This is a genomic window from Bacteroides hominis, assembly GCF_033042785.2.
GTDB classification, from domain to species: Bacteria; Bacteroidota; Bacteroidia; order Bacteroidales; family Bacteroidaceae; genus Bacteroides; species Bacteroides hominis.
The window spans coordinates 5,235,411-5,253,001 of sequence record NZ_CP178829.1 but is presented as its reverse complement, the minus strand read 5'-3'; the positions used below and the strand labels follow the sequence as shown (position 1 = coordinate 5,253,001).

The 17,591-nt window shown below is 42.4% G+C and carries 10 protein-coding genes; 7 read left to right on the top strand and 3 right to left on the bottom strand.

What is annotated here, in order from left to right; all coding sequences use genetic code 11:
- Positions 1-13: 13 nt before the first annotated feature.
- The gene (locus R3O62_RS22080) at positions 14-1,405 is read right to left on the bottom strand and encodes an alpha-L-fucosidase (protein WP_269109912.1); all 1,392 of its coding nucleotides are present in this window, start codon (positions 1,403-1,405) and stop codon (positions 14-16) included.
- 124 nt (positions 1,406-1,529) lie between these two features.
- Here R3O62_RS22080 and R3O62_RS22075 point away from each other — a divergent pair, with 124 nt between their 5' ends.
- The 4 genes from R3O62_RS22075 (at position 1,530) to R3O62_RS22060 (ending at position 9,289) form a co-directional block, all read left to right on the top strand.
- Positions 1,530-3,680 (top strand): DNA topoisomerase 3, encoded by a 2,151-nt coding sequence (locus R3O62_RS22075; protein ID WP_317472516.1) that lies wholly within the window; start codon positions 1,530-1,532, stop codon positions 3,678-3,680.
- A gap of 89 nt (positions 3,681-3,769) precedes the next feature.
- Positions 3,770-4,492, top strand: coding sequence for a DUF4396 domain-containing protein (locus R3O62_RS22070; RefSeq protein WP_005808413.1), 723 nt, complete (start codon positions 3,770-3,772; stop codon positions 4,490-4,492).
- A gap of 245 nt (positions 4,493-4,737) precedes the next feature.
- Positions 4,738-8,169, top strand: coding sequence for a bifunctional proline dehydrogenase/L-glutamate gamma-semialdehyde dehydrogenase (locus tag R3O62_RS22065; RefSeq protein ID WP_317472515.1), 3,432 nt, complete (start codon positions 4,738-4,740; stop codon positions 8,167-8,169).
- A 67-nt stretch (positions 8,170-8,236) separates the two neighbouring features.
- A complete protein-coding gene (locus R3O62_RS22060) occupies positions 8,237-9,289 on the top strand; it encodes a linear amide C-N hydrolase (protein ID WP_005781360.1) in 1,053 nt (350 codons plus the stop codon).
- A 107-nt stretch (positions 9,290-9,396) separates the two neighbouring features.
- Here R3O62_RS22060 and R3O62_RS22055 read toward each other — a convergent pair whose 3' ends face one another.
- On the bottom strand, positions 9,397-10,761 hold the full coding sequence (locus R3O62_RS22055) for a dipeptidase (RefSeq protein WP_032531999.1): 1,365 nt from the start codon (positions 10,759-10,761) through the stop codon (positions 9,397-9,399).
- Between the two features lie 12 nt (positions 10,762-10,773).
- Positions 10,774-11,850 (bottom strand): chorismate synthase, encoded by a 1,077-nt coding sequence (gene aroC / locus R3O62_RS22050; protein WP_005808404.1) that lies wholly within the window; start codon positions 11,848-11,850, stop codon positions 10,774-10,776.
- Positions 11,851-12,110: 260 nt separating this feature from the next.
- Here aroC and R3O62_RS22045 point away from each other — a divergent pair, with 260 nt between their 5' ends.
- The 3 genes from R3O62_RS22045 to R3O62_RS22035 all read left to right on the top strand — a co-directional run bounded on the left by R3O62_RS22045 (position 12,111) and on the right by R3O62_RS22035 (position 17,569).
- Positions 12,111-12,689, top strand: a complete 579-nt coding sequence (locus R3O62_RS22045) for an RNA polymerase sigma factor (protein WP_005781354.1) — start codon at positions 12,111-12,113, stop codon at positions 12,687-12,689.
- 99 nt (positions 12,690-12,788) lie between these two features.
- Positions 12,789-13,988 carry a FecR family protein gene (locus R3O62_RS22040; RefSeq protein WP_005808401.1) on the top strand — a complete coding sequence of 400 codons (1,200 nt, stop codon included), beginning with the start codon at positions 12,789-12,791 and terminating at the stop codon, positions 13,986-13,988.
- A 128-nt stretch (positions 13,989-14,116) separates the two neighbouring features.
- Positions 14,117-17,569, top strand: a complete 3,453-nt coding sequence (locus tag R3O62_RS22035; RefSeq protein WP_032539732.1) for a SusC/RagA family TonB-linked outer membrane protein — start codon at positions 14,117-14,119, stop codon at positions 17,567-17,569.
- Positions 17,570-17,591 lie beyond the last annotated feature (22 nt).

The window sequence follows — 17,591 nt, the reverse complement described above, 5'->3', positions numbered from 1 at the left end:
GGTTGCATGACTATTATTGGGGGGTGAAGGAGAATGCAAGCGCGTTCACCTCTGTTTTCAGATTCTGAGGTAAATAGACACGTACCCGATTGTTCTTTATTTCCCATCTTACTTTTTTACCGTTTTGAAGGCAGTAAACAGCACTTCCTTTAGCAGGAATATTATTTTCCCATTCTATGTAGTTAGGAAGAGTCCGGGCTTTCGGATCACTGTATAATGCATACATTGTTTTTTTGTTTTTGTTCATGGTAAACCAGATGCCTTCACTATGATAGTCAGGAGTCGTAACGGTATTGTAGATAGCCGGGCCGTTTTTCGTCATCCATTCTCCTATAGTGTCCAACCGGCTGACAATTTCTTCTTGTAATATTCCTTCAGGGGTAGGGCCGACACCGAGTAGCAAACTTCCGCCTTTAGCTACGATTTCCATTAACTTTGCTATCACTGTAGTGGGTGATTTGAATACCGCATGTGGAGTGTATCCCCAGTCTACTCCCAGTGTCATGCAAGTCTCCCATGGGTAGGGAAGTTGTTTGTCCGGGATTTGTTGTTCCGGGGTCTGATAATTTTCGTATTTACCATGGATGGTGCGGTCTACGAATAAAATACCCGGTTGTGCTTTTCGTGCCATTTGCGATATACGGTCCATGTCCAATACCGATTGGGTTCCGGGGTTATTTACCCATCCTCCGTCTAACCATAAAATGTCGATAGAACCGTAGTTGTGCATCAACTCGGTGATTTGGTTGTAAGTGAACTCTTTGAATTGATTCCAGCGCCAGGGGTTCTTTTCTATATTGTAATTTTGTGTACGGCGGGGAGTAGCGTAGCGGGGCCACCAATAATATTCCGAGTGCCAGTCCGGTTTAGAAAAATAGGCTCCTACCATTAAGTCGTTGTTGCGAAAAGCTTCAAACACATATTTGGCTACATCTGCCCGGGGATTTGTTTTGAAAGGACCCTTTGAAATTGAAAAATCGGAGTAAGCCGTGTTGAACATATTGAATCCATCGTGATGTTTGGTGGTGAAGATGGCATAACGCATACCTGCCGCTTTGGCAGCCTGTGCCCACTGTTCCGGGTTGAAACGGGTAGGATTGAATGAATCTTTCAATCCCCAGTACCATTTTTTATAATCTTCATAGGCAATGGTACTATCACGCGGTATCCAATCCGCTTCTTCCGAACAGATGGACCATGATTCTACAATTCCGGCAACGGAATATAATCCCCAGTGAATCAGCATTCCGAACTTCTGGTCCTGCCAGTGATGGAGTTTCCTGACCACCAGAGAATCTTCGGGAGGTGTATATTGGTCAGAGCGTTCATGGACATATTGTGCTTTCGCATTGAAAGCAAATACAAAGAGTAAGGTAAGTGCAAATAATAATTTGTAGCTTTTCATGTCTTTTTAAATTTTAAAGATTGTACAGAGCAAAGCTACAAAATAAATGGCGATGGATTACTACTTCCCCCTTTCTATTTTTTTGTATCTTTGTCTGCTCAATTCTCATTATAATAAAAAACAAATGATAGTTTGCATTGCCGAAAAGCCCTCTGTGGCACGTGATATTGCTGATATATTAGGAGCCCGCGAACGGAAAGAGGGGTATATTGAGGGGAACGGATACCAGGTAACCTGGACGTTTGGCCATCTTTGTACCCTGAAAGAACCCCATGAATATACTCCCGGATGGAAATCATGGAGTTTGGGCAGTCTGCCTATGATTCCTCCTCGTTTTGGCATCAAACTGATAGAGAACCCTACTTACGAAAAGCAATTCCGTATTATTGAAAGGTTGATGCAACAGGCCGATGAGATTATCAATTGTGGTGATGCCGGCCAAGAAGGAGAGCTGATTCAGCGGTGGGTGATGCAGAAAGCCGGAGCGCGGTGTCCGGTAAAACGTTTGTGGATTTCTTCGCTGACCGAAGAGGCTATTAAAGAGGGTTTTGCAAAGTTAAAAGATCAGGATGATTTTCAACCGCTTTACGAGGCAGGTATGTCCAGAGCCATTGGCGACTGGCTGCTTGGGATGAATGCTACGCGGCTTTATACCGTAAAATATGGACAGAACCGACAAGTGCTTTCTATCGGACGTGTTCAGACACCTACTCTTGCCCTTATTGTCAATCGGCAGCTTGATATTGAAAATTTTCAGCCAAAACAATATTGGGAACTGAAAACAATGTACCGTGATACGACTTTTTCTGCCCTTATTCGTAAGAGTGATGAAGAGTTGGCTGCTGAAGAAGAAAAAGCCGGTGGCAAGACTAAGAGAACAGAGAACCGGGGCATTGACCCGATAGCTAACCGTGACGAGGGGATGGCATTGGTGGAACGTATTAAAAACCTGCCTTTCGTGGTAACTTCTGTGGTTAAGAAAGATGGGAAAGAGTATGCTCCCCGTCTGTTCGACTTGACCTCTCTTCAGGTGGAGTGCAATAAGAAATTTGCCTATTCTGCTGACGAGACCCTGAAACTGATTCAGTCGCTTTATGAAAAGAAAGTGACTACTTATCCGCGTGTAGATACTACTTTCCTCAGTGATGATATTTATCCCAAATGTCCGAATATCTTAAAAGGGCTGAAAGATTACGAAGTATTGACTGCACCGTTGTCCGGAACTTCATTGCCTAAGTCAAAAAAAGTTTTTGATAGTTCGAAAGTAACCGATCACCATGCTATTATTCCCACAGGGGTTCATCCGCAAAATCTGACGGATATGGAATGTAAGGTTTTCGATCTGATAGCCCGTCGGTTTATAGCCGTTTTTTATCCTGATTGTAAAGTCTCTACCACGACTGTAATGGGGGAGGTAGATGGCATTGAATTCAAGGTGACTGGAAAGCAGATTCTGGAACCGGGATGGCGTGTGGTCTTTTCCAAAGATGTGAAAGATCCGAATGAAGAAAAAGAAGGTGAAGAGGAGAATGTACTTCCTGTTTTCGTGAAAGGAGAAAGTGGCCCGCATCTACCCGACTTGAATGAGAAATGGACTCAGCCACCTAAACCTTATACCGAAGCCACTCTGCTTCGTGCGATGGAAACTGCCGGTAAATTGGTTGACAACGATGAACTTCGAGATGCGTTAAAAGAAAATGGTATTGGTCGGCCGTCTACCCGTGCAGCTATTATCGAGACCCTTTTTAAGCGTAATTATATCCGTAAGGAGAAAAAGAACCTGATAGCTACCCCTACAGGAGTGGAATTGATCCAGTTGATTCATGAAGAGTTGTTGAAATCAGCTGAGTTGACGGGTATTTGGGAGAAAAAGTTACGTGAGATAGAGAAGAAGACTTATGATGCACGGCAGTTTCTTGAAGAGTTAAAGTTGATGGTAGCCGAAATAGTCAACAGTGTTCTGTCTGATAATACGAACCGCCGTATCACTATTCAGGAAGCGGCAACGGCGGAAGAAGAAAAGAAGAAGAAAGAACCGAAGAAACGAGAACGTAAACCCACTACTCCGAAAGAGAAAAAGATGAAAGTCATTTCTGCAACTGAGAATGCGTCTCCTGCCACCGGATCGGCTCAACCGGATGTGCTGACAGGGGCAGACTCTTTGGTGGGACAACTTTGTCCGCTTTGCGGAAAAGGAACGATTATTAAAGGTAAAACCGCTTATGGTTGTTCCGAATGGAGAAATGGATGCACTTATCGGAAAGCCTTCGAGTAGTCTTGTTGTTTTGTTAATACATAATTTTAACTGAACTATTTTGCAAAAGGCTCGTTATTAATACCACTTATCAATTAATAATGAGCCTTATGAATACAATGTTCTTCAATGCAGTATCTTGCTTTTTCGTATGTGCCGGTCTTATCATAGCCCTTATTCTGGCAATTAATGTAATATTTCACAAACAATCCATGAAGATAATGAATATAGTCTGGGTGCTTACCGGGCTGTGGGGACATTATTTTGCGTTGTTTGCCTATTATACTTTTGGTATCCGGAAAGATAGCATGGTAGAAGTGGCTCCCGTAGAAAGTATGAAGATGGATATGAAAATGCCGATGGAGATGGACATGCCTGATATGCGTCCCAAATGGCAGTCCATCACTTTGTCTGCTTTTCATTGCGGGGCGGGTTGCACGCTGGCAGATCTTATTGGAGAATGGTTTACTTACTGGGTACCTCTACGGATAGGGGGGAGCTTGATAGCAGGCAGCTGGGTACTTGATTTTGTTTTAGCATTGGTTATAGGCGTTTTCTTTCAATTTGCCGCAATCCGTGAAATGGAGAAAATCTCTTTTAGTAAAGCTGTTTCGCGTGCCTTTAAGGCCGATTTCTTTTCATTGTTAGCCTGGCAGGTGGGTATGTATGGTTGGATGGCTGTTGTTACTTTTGTACTTTTTACAGATGCACCTCTTGAGAAAACATCCTGGACATTTTGGTTTATGATGCAGATTGCCATGCTTTTTGGTTTTATCTTATCCTATCCGGTGAACGCATTGTTAATCAAAGCGGGTATCAAAAAAGGAATGTAATTTTCTGATTCAGGAAAAATAGCCCAAAGAGCATTGATTCTTAGAAAATATCTATATATTTGCAGATACACACCTCCTTAAATTATACTATTATGGACCGATATCTGCTTTTTGACCGGTTTTCACAGCAAGCGTTGCAGACTTTGCATCGCTATCGTGCCGTTATGTTCAGCCCTACCATGTTTCTGTAATTGTAAGTTGAGATTATTTTCTGATTCAATACATTACTTTAACATTGATTTCTTATGGACAGACCAACTATTGCTGAAGTAAACGAATGGGTACTGAAACTCTACAATACCTGTGAAGCAACCATTACAAGTGAAGAGCGTCGTGAGCAACATAAATATGCCGTAATGGTGCAGCGTCCTCAAGATAAAAAATTCCTGGTGAAAATGCTGGACGAATCTTCCCAGATACGTGACCGGAAGAAACTTGCCAAACGAATCAAAACACTGATAGATGAATATGGAGTTCCTGAATTTCTAAATAAAAGGGATACTTTTCTTTTTAAAATGTATCAGGCTTTCGGACATCATTTTGATTTTATCGCTATCCCTATTATCAAGAAGCGATTGCGTACGGATACCTCTAAAGTGATTATTGACGAATCGCGTCCGAACCTGACAGAACATTTAGCGACCCGTTTTAAAGAGAAGATCGGACAAAACGTCAATTTGTTGGGGGAAGTGGTTTTGGGTAATGGAGAGGCTGATCATCGGTATCATCATTATCTGGAAGCTTTGGAATCTCCGGATATAAATTATATATCGGTTAAAATCTCCGGCATCTATGCTCAGACACATGCATTGAATTATCGGGAGAGTTTTCCTGAATTGGTCAGACGCATGTCTGCTCTTTATCAAAAGGCGATCGATAATCCATATGTAGACGAAGACGTGCTGAAACGTGCTAAGTTTATCAACCTTGATATGGAGGAGTATAAAGATGCACATTTCACTATGCGCCTGTTTAAAGAGGTGCTGAGCAAACCCGAGTTTAAAAATTATTCGGCAGGTATTGTCGTTCAGGCATACTTGCCCGACGCTTATGATTTGCAGACTGAGTTGCTTGAGTTTGCCAAAGCACGGGTAGAATCCGGGGGGGCACCTATCAAAATGCGTCTGGTGAAAGGCTGTAATCTGGAAATGGAAACCGTTATTTCTTCACTTCGTGGATGGCCTAATCCGGTACGCCCGTCAAAGACGGAAGTAGATGCCAATTATTTGCATTTGTTGGAGCGTGGCTTACAACCCGAAAATGCTGAAGTGCTTCATTTGGGAGTTGCTTCGCATAATCTGTTCTCTATAGCATATGCCTATTTGTTGAGCCGGAAATTGGGTACATCAGACTATATGACGTTTGAGATGCTTGAAGGAATGGCCAATCATTTGTGGCGTGCACAGTCTATGTTAGGTAACCGGGTGATTCTCTATACTCCGGTTGTGAAAGACGAACATTTCCTCAATGCAGTGTCTTATCTGGTGCGGCGTATGGATGAAAATACGGCTCCTGATAATTTTCTGACCCATTCGTTCAATTTGAAGCCGAATACCGATACCTGGAACTTTCTGGCTCAACAGTTTGAAGATGCTTATGCGATGAAAGATCATCTGACTCATACTTCGCCACGAGTACAGGATCGGAATAAACCTTATACGCCGGCTATGCCTTCAGACCGAATGGAAAATGAGCCGGATACAGATTTCGACCTGAAGCAAAACCAGGAGTGGGTGGAGAAGATATTTGCCAAATGGAAAAAGTCGAAAGAGGATGTGCCCGAAATTATTCCATTGCAAATTGGAACTGAAAATATAATTACGGAGAAACGTTATAAATATCTGGATCGTTGCCAGGAAGAGGATGTTTGTATATGTGAGATGTCACAGGCCAATGCGGAGCAGGTGGAACGGATACTTTCTATAGCCGAAGCCGATCCTGCCGGATGGAGAAAAACCAAATTGGAAGACCGGCATAAGATGATGTATGCTGCTGCCAATAATCTGGCGGAGATGAGGGGAGATTTGATAGGCTGTATGTGTGCAGTAACCGGAAAAACAGTTGTTGAAGGGGATGTAGAAGTATCTGAAGGAATCGACTATGCACGTTTTTATACTACAACGATGAGAACTTTTTCGGAATTGGGTGATGTTAGTTTAACAGCAAAGGGGACTGTACTGGTTATTTCTCCATGGAATTTTCCTTGTGCCATTCCCATAGGTGGCATTGTTGCCGGCCTGGCCGGGGGAAATACTGTTATACTGAAACCTGCTACGGTGGCAGCTCCGGTGGCTTGGTTGTTTGCCAAAGCTTTTTGGGATGCGGGAGTACCCAAAGAAGCATTGCAAGTGATCATAACTGATCGGGAGGCTTTGAAGCTGCTTACCACTTCTCCGATAGTGAAACATATTATTTTGACCGGTGGTACAGATACAGCCCGTAGTATAGCAAAATCAGCTCCGGTTACTCCACTTTCGGCAGAGACCGGAGGAAAGAATGCCATTATACTTACCGCTTCCGGTGATCGTGACCATGCTATTATGAATATTGTTTCTTCTGCTTTTGGCAATGCAGGACAGAAATGTTCTGCCTGTTCGTTGCTGTTAGTGGAACGTTCGGTCTATGAAGATAAGAGTTTCCGTGAGAAACTGATTGATGCGGCTACCAGTCTGAAAGTAGGGAGTGTCTGGGATCCGGGCAATGTAGTGGGGCCTATGATAACAAATAAAAATGAAAAATTACTGCAAGCATTAGTGCTGGAACCTGGGGAGACTTGGTTAGTGCCGCCAAGATTCATTGATAAGAAGCAATATATACTGGCTCCTACTGTAAAGTGGGGAGTGAAGCCGGGTAGTTACTCTTTTCGCACCGAGTTGTTCGGTCCGTTGTTGAGTGTGGCTTGTATTGAAGATTTACAGGAAGGAATTGATTTGGTGAATGGATTGGATTATGGCTTGACATCCGGCCTCCAGAGTCTGGATGAAACCGAACAAAAGATCTGGAAAAATTCGTTAATGGCCGGAAATCTGTATATCAATCGGGGTATAACAGGGGCTATTGTCAACCGGCAGCCATTTGGCGGGATGAAACTTTCGGCTTTCGGTGGAGGAGTGAAAGCAGGTGGCCCGAACTATTGCAGTTGCTTTGTGAAAATAGCCGATAAACCTGATAGTAAAACCGACTATCGTCAAAGCTATACTAAAGCCTTTCAGGAGGAATTTTCAAAGCCGAGGGATATAAATAATCTTTATGGTGAACAGAATTTGTTCCGTTATTTGCCACTGAAGAGTATGGTATTGAGGCTTTTCCCGGATGACAGGAATGAAACAGCAGAGATGATAGTATATGCTGCCCGGTTGTGTGGAACTCCACTTACCATTAGTTATGACCCATCGGACGATCGTACCGAAGCTTTGGCAGACACAGGTTGTCGGTTGAGGAAGGAGACAATGGATTCATTTATCAGTAGTATCTCCGAATACGAACGTATCCGTACCTGCTCACCGGAAATACCCGTGAAAATATACGAAGCAGCTGTACAGACTGACAAGTATATTGCTACAGCACCTCCGGTGAAAGACGGAAGGGTAGAGTTGATACATTATATTAAAGAGCAAAGCATTGCTTTTGAATACCATAGGTACGGAAGTATTTCGGAAGTACCTGCCTGTGAATAAAACTAATACTCCATGGTTTTGTTATCTAAATGCAGATAACAAAACCATTTTAATTAATAAAAAGAGTATGAGAAAGAAAATTATGATGGCAGCTTTGGTTACTATAGCTGTCAATTTGATCTGGGGTGGACAGCCTGCGAAAGCATGTACACGTGCAGTTTACATTGGACCGGATAATATGGTGATTACCGGACGTACGATGGATTGGAAAGAGGATATTCAGTCTAATTTATATCTTTTTCCCCGTGGTATCAAACGTGCAGGGTACGATAAAGGAAATACGGTAGAATGGACTTCGAAGTATGGTAGCATTGTGGCTACCGGGTATGATATCGGTACTTGCGACGGCATGAATGAAAAAGGATTGGTTGCCAGTCTCCTGTTTCTGCCGGAGTCTGTCTATACCCGTCCCAATGACACCCGCCCTGTAATGGGGATTAGTATTTGGACACAGTATGTGCTTGATAACTTTGCAACAGTACGTGAAGCTGTTGAAGAGCTAAGTAAACAAACCTTCCGCATTGATGCTCCGAACATGCCTAATGGCTCTGCATCTACATTGCATATGGCTATCACTGATGAAACGGGTAATTCCGCTATTCTGGAGTATATCAATGGAGACCTGATCATCCATGAAGGTAAAGAATATCAAGTAATGACAAACTCTCCCCGTTACGATCTTCAATTGGCTGTGAATGATTATTGGAAAGAGGTAGGCGGTTTGAATATGTTGCCAGGAACCAACCGTTCAAGTGACCGTTTTGTGCGTGCTTCTTTCTATATTCATGCTATTCCGCAGACATCGGATGCGAATATTGCTGTACCGAGTGTATTGAGCGTGATGCGGAATGTATCTGTTCCTTTCGGAATCACAACTCCGGACAAGCCGTATATTTCTTCCACACGTTGGCGTTCGGTTTCTGATCAGAAAAATCGGGTATACTACTTTGAGTCGACTTTGACTCCCAATCTGTTCTGGGTAGATTTGAATAAGGTTGATTTTAGTCCGAGTGCAAATATCAGGAAATTATCTTTGACACACGGGGAAATTTATACAGGAGACGCAGTGAAAGATTTCAAAGACAGTAAATCGTTCACATTTATGTTTGAGTTGCCATGATAAGTCTTACCACAAATAACACGGATTAAAACAGCATTCAATTTTAGGTCGCAACGGAACCTGATTGATATCTGTTTTAATCCGTGTTATTATTTGTGATAAGAAGCTTACTTTTTACTGTATGTCAGATGAAATTCTACAACTGCCTCGATCCCTTTTCTGAATATATCCAGAGAGAAGTTTTCATTAGGCGAATGGATAGCATCCGATTCCAGTCCGAATCCCATAAGTACGGTTTTTATTCCTAACACCTGTTCGAAGGTTGATATAATAGGGATACTCCCTCCGCGACGTACGGCCAATGGTTTTTTACCGAAGGCTATTTCAAATCCTTTTTCTGCTGCCTGATAGGCCGGTAGTGATATAGGGCATACATATCCTTGTCCTCCATGCATCGGTGTCACTTTTACATCCACTGTAGCCGGAGCGATTCGGCGGAAGTAGTCTGCAAAAAGCTCTGAGATTACATGATGGTCTTGGTGCGGAACCAGCCGACACGATACCTTGGCATAGGCTTTTGACGGGAGTACGGTTTTAGAGCCTTCACCGGTATAGCCACCCCAAATGCCACAAATATCGAATGAGGGGCGGCAACTGTTTCTTTCCAGGGTACTGTATCCCTTTTCACCAAAAAGCTCTTTTACACCGATGGCTGCCTTGTATTTTTCCTCATTAAAAGGAATATGGGCGATCATTTCCCGTTCTGCTTGTGGAACTTCTTCCACGGCATCATAAAATCCTGGGATCGTGATGCGTCCGTCAGCGTCAATTACTTTACTCAACATGCCGCAAAGCACATTAATCGGATTAGCTACAGCCCCACCGAAGTGCCCTGAATGCAAGTCGCGATTTGGACCTGTTATTTCGATTTCCCAATAGGCCAAACCACGCAGCCCGGTAGTTAATGAAGGAAGATCGGCACCCAACATACTGGTATCTGATACCAGTATGATATCGGCCTTTAGTAGTTCCTTATGCTCTTCACAGAAGGCTTCCAAGCTTGGTGAACCGATTTCTTCTTCTCCTTCGAAAATAAATTTCACATTGTTTTTCAGCAGATTGTATTTTACGAGATACTCAAAAGCTTTTACTTGAATAAATGCTTGTCCTTTGTCGTCATCGGCACCTCGCGCCCAAATATGTCCGTCACGTATTTCCGGTTCAAAAGGTTGGCTTTTCCACAAATCGAGAGGTTCGGCAGGCATCACGTCATAATGCGCATATATCAATACCGTTTTAGCGTTAGGGTCTACTATCTTTTGTCCGAATACGATAGGATTTCCTTTTGAAGGCATAACGATGGCTTCATCTGCTCCGGCTTCGAGTAATAATTGTGTCCAGCGTTGTGCACATGCCAGCATATCGTCATGATGTTCCGGTAATGCGCTGATACTGGGAATACGGATGAGGCTGAATAAATCCTCCATCATCATCGGTTCGTTCTCTGCAATATATTTCTGAATTTCGTTCACGTTGAATAATTATTAAAGTTGTGTCATTCTATCCAATAAATAATAGTCGAGTATGGTCATTGCTGCCATGGCTTCTACAATAGGTACTGCACGTGGCAATACACATGGGTCGTGGCGTCCCCTGGCTTTCAATGTGGTATCGATGCCGTCGATATTAACAGTTTCCTGTTCCATCAGTACCGTGGCTACCGGTTTGAATGCTACCCGGAAGAAGATATCTTGCCCGTTACTGATCCCCCCTTGGATTCCTCCGGAGTGGTTGGTTCGTGTTTCTATCCGCCCATTATTGTTGTAGAACACATCGTTTTGCTCTGATCCTTTTTGTTTGAGTCCTTTGAAACCGTCTCCATACTCAAAAGCCTTTGCAGCATTGATACTCAGCATGGCATTTCCCAATGCGGCATGTAGCTTACCGTATACAGGCTGTCCAAGTCCGATAGGACATCCTTTGATGACACAAGTCAATACGCCTCCAATGGTATCTCCTTCACCCTTGATTTTATAAATCAAATCCTGCATTTCTTTTGCTTTTTCGGGGTCCGGACAACGCACCGGATTGCTTTCAATCAAGTCAAGGTCGTAATCCGTATAATTACCCTCCAATTTAATTGGACCTACCTGTGAAGTATAAGCTGTGATGTGAATTCCCAATTGACGCAATGCGAGTTTTGCCAAAGCACCACCCACTACCCTTGAAATGGTTTCACGTGCAGAAGAACGTCCTCCACCACGGTGATCACGGATTCCATACTTTACAGTGTATGTATAATCGGCATGTGACGGACGATATACTTTTTCCAGGTTATTATAGTCGTTTGAATGTTGGTTCTCGTTCCATACGATAAACCCGATGGGGCATCCTGTAGATTTTCCTTCGAAAATGCCCGAAAGAAATTCTACCTTATCAGCTTCTTTGCGTGCAGTGGTAATGACCGACTGCCCCGGGCGACGGCGGTTCAGTTCTTGCTGAACGAACTCCTCGTCGATAGTGATACCTGCTGGAAATCCATCAATCACTCCTCCGATTCCTTTACCATGAGATTCGCCAAAGCTGGTTAGTCTGAAAATATTGCCAAATGAATTGAACATATTGAATAAGGCTTTAAAGTTTAGTATATGCAAATATAACAATAAATTTCAGGAAAGAGTTGTTCTCTTCGGTTTTCCTTCATAAGGGGAGATTGAATTTCGCTGTAATAGATGCCGGCTTTTGTTTGTCCTCTAATTAGTACAAGAAAGAAGATTAGCAATTATAAAGGAATTTTATAGTTAAAAAGAGAGGTCTCTTGACTACCTTTAATGAATTTTTGCTTATTTTGCGCAACTGATATTGTCAGAAGTCATGCGATATGTATAATAATGATCCCGTTGAGAGTAGTAATGCGAAGTGGCAGTCATTTCTGGAAGGAGATGACAATGCTTATGCATGGCTGTATTCTCAATATGTTCAGCAACTCTATCAATATGGGTGTCGCTTTACTACAGATACAGAGATGGTGAAAGACTGTGTCCAGGATGTTTTTGTGAATATCTACAGACAGAAAGGTAAATACTCTTCTCCTCCTGCCAATATTAAAATCTACTTAATGTCTTCGTTAAGGAATTCTATCTTTAATGTCTTTAATAAAGGGAGTTTACATGACACTTATATCTCTAATATAAATTATGAGTTCGATTTGTCGGTAGAAGAAAAAATTATTGAGACCGAAGATGAAACATCTCAGAAACATACTGTTGCCCATTTGTTGAATACGCTTTCTCCCCGACAGCGTGAAATCATCTATTATCGTTTTTTTGAAGGGCTGGATTACAGTTCTATTTGTGAGCTGATGGGGCTTAATTATCAGTCAGCCTATAATTTACTTCAGCGATCTCTCACCCGATTGCGTGAAATGTATGGTATATTGCCATTTTTCTTTCTATTCTAATTCCTTGTTTTTCAGCTGGTAATAGAAATTCAATAAAAAAATCCGCTTTTCACTGAGTAGATTTCAGAGTTCTGTCTGTCTTTTTATAAAAAGAAGAAAATGGAGCGAAATCACTATATACACTATACCGCAGCTGATTTGTTGGACGACGGACCTTTTCTGGACTCAATGCAGCATCCTACGGAACAAAGTGAAGATTTTTGGGCAAGATTGGAGAAAGAAGACAGCGATTTTGCCAAAGAGTTACATATGGCTCGAAGTTTTTTAAAGATTGTAGCCGTAAGTCCTCAAAAGCAGATGACAGACGATGAAGTGGGAATACTTTGGGAACGAATCAGCTATCAGGTAGCGGTTGAGAAAAAAGCGAGAAGAGGAAAAAAACGATTAATTTTCCTGCGTGTAGCGAGTATTGCTGCCTGTATATCAATGTTGGTCTTGAGCAGTTATTTTGTTTTTTCCCTTATTGCTTTTTATGAAGAAAGTTCATTTTACAGTTTGGCCAGTATCTCCCAACCGGATCATAGCGATGACATACAGTTAGTCTTGTCGAAAGGGCAGAAGGTGGTTATGGATGGGAAAGAAAGTAAATTACACTATAAGAAGGGTGGTAAAATAGCCATCAATTCCGGAACGGCTCAGGCAGATGAAGAAGGGGGCGCAGGTTATAATCAGTTAATAGTTCCTTCCGGAAAACGTTCTTTTATAACATTTTCCGACGGGACACGAATAGCCGTGAATGCTAATACCCGTGTGGTATATCCGACAGAGTTTGCGGCACATAGGCGGGAGATTTATGTGAATGGAGAAGTCTACCTTCAGGTATCTCCTGATAAAACCCGGCCTTTCATCGTAAAGACCAATCGGATGGAAGTAGAGGTGCTGGGCACGAAATTTAATGTGAGTGCTTATGATTCTGCAGAGGAACAATCGGTGGTTTTGGTATCCGGTAAAGTGAAAGTGGATACACATAAGCATCCCGAGAAAGTTCTTAACCCCAATGATATGTTAACTTATGATGACCAAGGGAACGAGTTGCGGATAAATACAGTGGATGTGTCTGAATATATCAGTTGGGTAGAAGGCTATTATTGCTTTGAACGTGAAAAGATTGAAGTAATCATCGAAAAGTTATCTCAATATTATGGAAAACACATCACAGCTGATTCGGGGCTGATCGGGTTAACCTGTAGTGGTAAGCTTGATTTACGGGAAGATTTATGGGATGTTTTGGAAATGTTAAGTAAAACCATACCTGCGAAAGTAGAGATCAGAGAGAATCATTTTTTATTAACCAAGTAATTTCTAATAGTATGAAACAAGGACCTTAAATTTTTTAAGAAAGGGTTGGATAATACCCTCATATCATCCAACCCCTGATTAGATTAAACTACGTAAAAACAAATTTGTTAATCAAATCGTACAAATGTATGAATAATCATGGAATATTTAGTCCCAATAGGACTAAAGTAGGAACTTTATTATCAATAAAAAGTATTTTTTTATTTTTGTTATTCACTTTTGCATTCGAAATAGCTTATGCTTCAAGTGTTTACTCGCAAACCAAAGTCTTTACTATGCAATCTGCCGGAAAAACCGTACTACAGGTTTTTAAGGAGATAGAGAAGAATAGTGAGTTTATCATCTTTTACAGGGATGGTGTTATTGACTTGAACCGGAAAGTCAGTGTAAATGTGGTTAATCAGTCGGTTGAAAAAATATTAGAGCAATTATTGGCACATACCGATAATGGATTTACCATTAAAGACCGTCAGATCATTATTTATAAAAAAGAAACTTCCGAATCCGCCTCTGCCCCTCAGCAGAAGGCTAAAATCAAAGTTACCGGAGTCGTTACCGACGCAAAAGGAGAGTCAGTCATCGGTGCAAACGTAGTGGTAAAAGGAAATCCTGCTATCGGTGCCATAACCAATATGGAAGGACGTTATGAAGTCATGCTTCCGTCGGATGATGTGATTTTGCTGGTCTCATACCTGGGATATAATACCGAAGAAATCAAGGTGAAAGGACGTCATAACATCAATGTCGTATTGCACGAAGACTCAAAAGCGCTTGATGAGGTAGTGATAGTCGGTTACGGTAAACAGAAAAAAGAGAGTGTGGTGGTATCCATGAGTTCGATAAAACCCAAAGACATTGTCGTTCCTTCCCGAAGCCTGAATAACAGCCTTGCCGGTCAGGTGGCAGGTCTGATTGCGGTCCAGCGTTCCGGAGAGCCCGGTTATGATAATGCCGAATTCTGGATTCGCGGAGTCAGTACTTTTGCCGGAGGAACTTCTCCGCTTGTACTTGTCGACGGAGTTCCCAGAAATATGAGTGATATTGAACCGGATGAAATAGAAACATTTTCTGTACTGAAAGATGCGGCCGCTACTGCCATTTATGGTGCGGAAGGAGCTAACGGTGTAGTACTGGTGACTACTAAGCGCGGACGGGTTGAGAAGGCTAAAATATCTTTTAAGACAGAACATACGATTTCGTCACCTACTCGTCTTCCGGAATTTGTTGGTTCTGCCGATTATCTGAGCCTGTATAACGAAGCATTGCGCAATGATGGAGAGGGACCTCAATTTTCTGATGAACTGATAGCTCATTACCGTAACAACGATGATCCGGATCTGTACCCTAATACCAATTGGATTGACGAACTTCTTCGTAAGAATACCTTCAGCCACCGTTATACACTCAATGTACGCGGTGGTACGGAAAAGGCCAAGTATTTCGTATCAGGTGCCTATTTTAATGAAAGCGGATTGTTCAAGAACAGACCGAATGGGATTTATGATACCAATATCGGTATTGACCGGTTTAATCTGCGTTCTAATATTGATATGGCTGTATCTTCTACTACTACAGTAGGAGTAGATCTTGCCATGCAATATCTCATTAATAATTATCCGGGAACAGGTACTTCCACCATTTTCCGTTCCATGTTGATCACTCCTCCCTATGCTTTCCCGGCTGTGTACAGTGACGGAACAGTAGCTACTTATGCTCAGGAAAGAGATGCCAATATGCGTAACCCTTATAACTTATTGATGAACTCCGGTTATGCAAAAGAATACAGAACCGGTATCCAGTCAAAAGTAAATGTCAATCAAAAACTCGATTTCATTACCAAAGGTTTGTCTGCCAACCTGAATATAAGTTATGACTATGACAGCGAGATGATTATCCGTCGTGAATATAATCCGACACGATATCATGCTACTGGTCGTGATGAATTGGGACAACTGATTTTCTCTACGGTTGTATCGGGTAACCCGGATATTCAGGATCCCAAAAACAGTGCGACATCTGCCACCAAGAAAATTTATATCGATGCGTCTGTCAACTACAAACGTACGTTTGGAAAACATGACGTGGGGGCCATGTTGCTGTATATGCAGAAAGAGACACAACAGCACAATGTTCCTCTTCCTTTCCGTAAGCAGGGGTTTGTGGGCCGTGCCACTTATGGCTATGACGGACGCTATTTTGTCGAAGGCAACTTTGGTTATACCGGTTCCGAAGCATTTGCCGAAGGTAATCGTTTCGGCTTTTTCCCGGCAGTCGGTGCCGCTTACTATCTTTCTAACGAATCATTCTATCCGGAAGCGGTAAAAAAGATAGTTAATAAACTAAAGCTGAGAGCATCTGTCGGACGTACGGGTAATGATAAAACGGGACAGGAACGCTTTTTGTATCGTCCTACTTTCACGACCAATGCCGGTGGATTTACACAGGGTATCGGAGATACTGGCGGAACCAACGGAATAGGTAACGGTATTGTTGAAGGACGTTTTGCAGCCCCCTATCTGGCTTGGGAAATTGAAGATAAGCAGAATTATGGTTTTGATCTTGGATTGTTCGATAACCGTATTGATATTATTTTCGATTATTTCCGTTCCGAACGTAGAGATATCTTGCTACAACGCCGTACTGTTCCCCAGTTGGGCGGACTTCGTCAAGACCCATGGCAGAACTTTGGTAAGGTACGTAATCAGGGTGTGGATATGTCAATGAACCTCAATCAGCAGATAGGTAAACTGAAACTCAGCGCCCGCGGGACATTTACCTTTACGCGCAACAAAATTCTTGAATACGATGAACTACCGCAGAAGTACGATTATCAAGCAGTTACCGGTACCCGGGTTAGCGAAAATACTCTTTATATTGCCGACCGGCTTTATACCGAGGACGATTTTATAGTCAGTACCAATGCCAACGGATTGAAAACCTATAAACTTCGTTCGGAACTTCCGCGTCCTACTTTGGGAGGATTGGTTGGTCCGGGTGATATCAAATACGTCGATGTAAATGGTGATGGTGTGATTGACTCTTACGACCAGGTAAGAGGAGTAGGGAACCCGAGTACCCCTGAAATTATTTATGGATTTGGCCTTAATGCCGAGTACAAGGGTTTCTATGCAAGTATCTTTTTTCAAGGGGCAGGCAATACATCTGTTCTTCTGGGAGGGGCTACTTCAGAAGGATGGTACCCGTTCTCCTGGGGTGTCGACCAGTCCAATTACCGTACGTTTGCTTTAGACCGTTGGACCGAGAGCAATCCCAGCCAGGATGTCATTATTCCGCGTTTGCATAAAAACAATGCCAATAATGCCAACAACCGGGTGGCAAGCACCTGGTGGCTGCGTGATGGTTCATTCTTACGACTGAAAAACATAGAGTTCGGTTATCAGCTTCCTAAGAAATTTATGGATAAGATTGGTTTTGAGGCTGCCCGTATTTATATTATGGGATATAATCTTGCTGTGTGGGACAAGATTAAGTATTTCGATCCGGAAGCCGGTAATGCCAACGCAGGTTTGAATTATCCTCTGCCACGTACTTTCACACTCGGTTTAGACTTTACATTCTAAAAAGAAAAAACAGATTAATAAA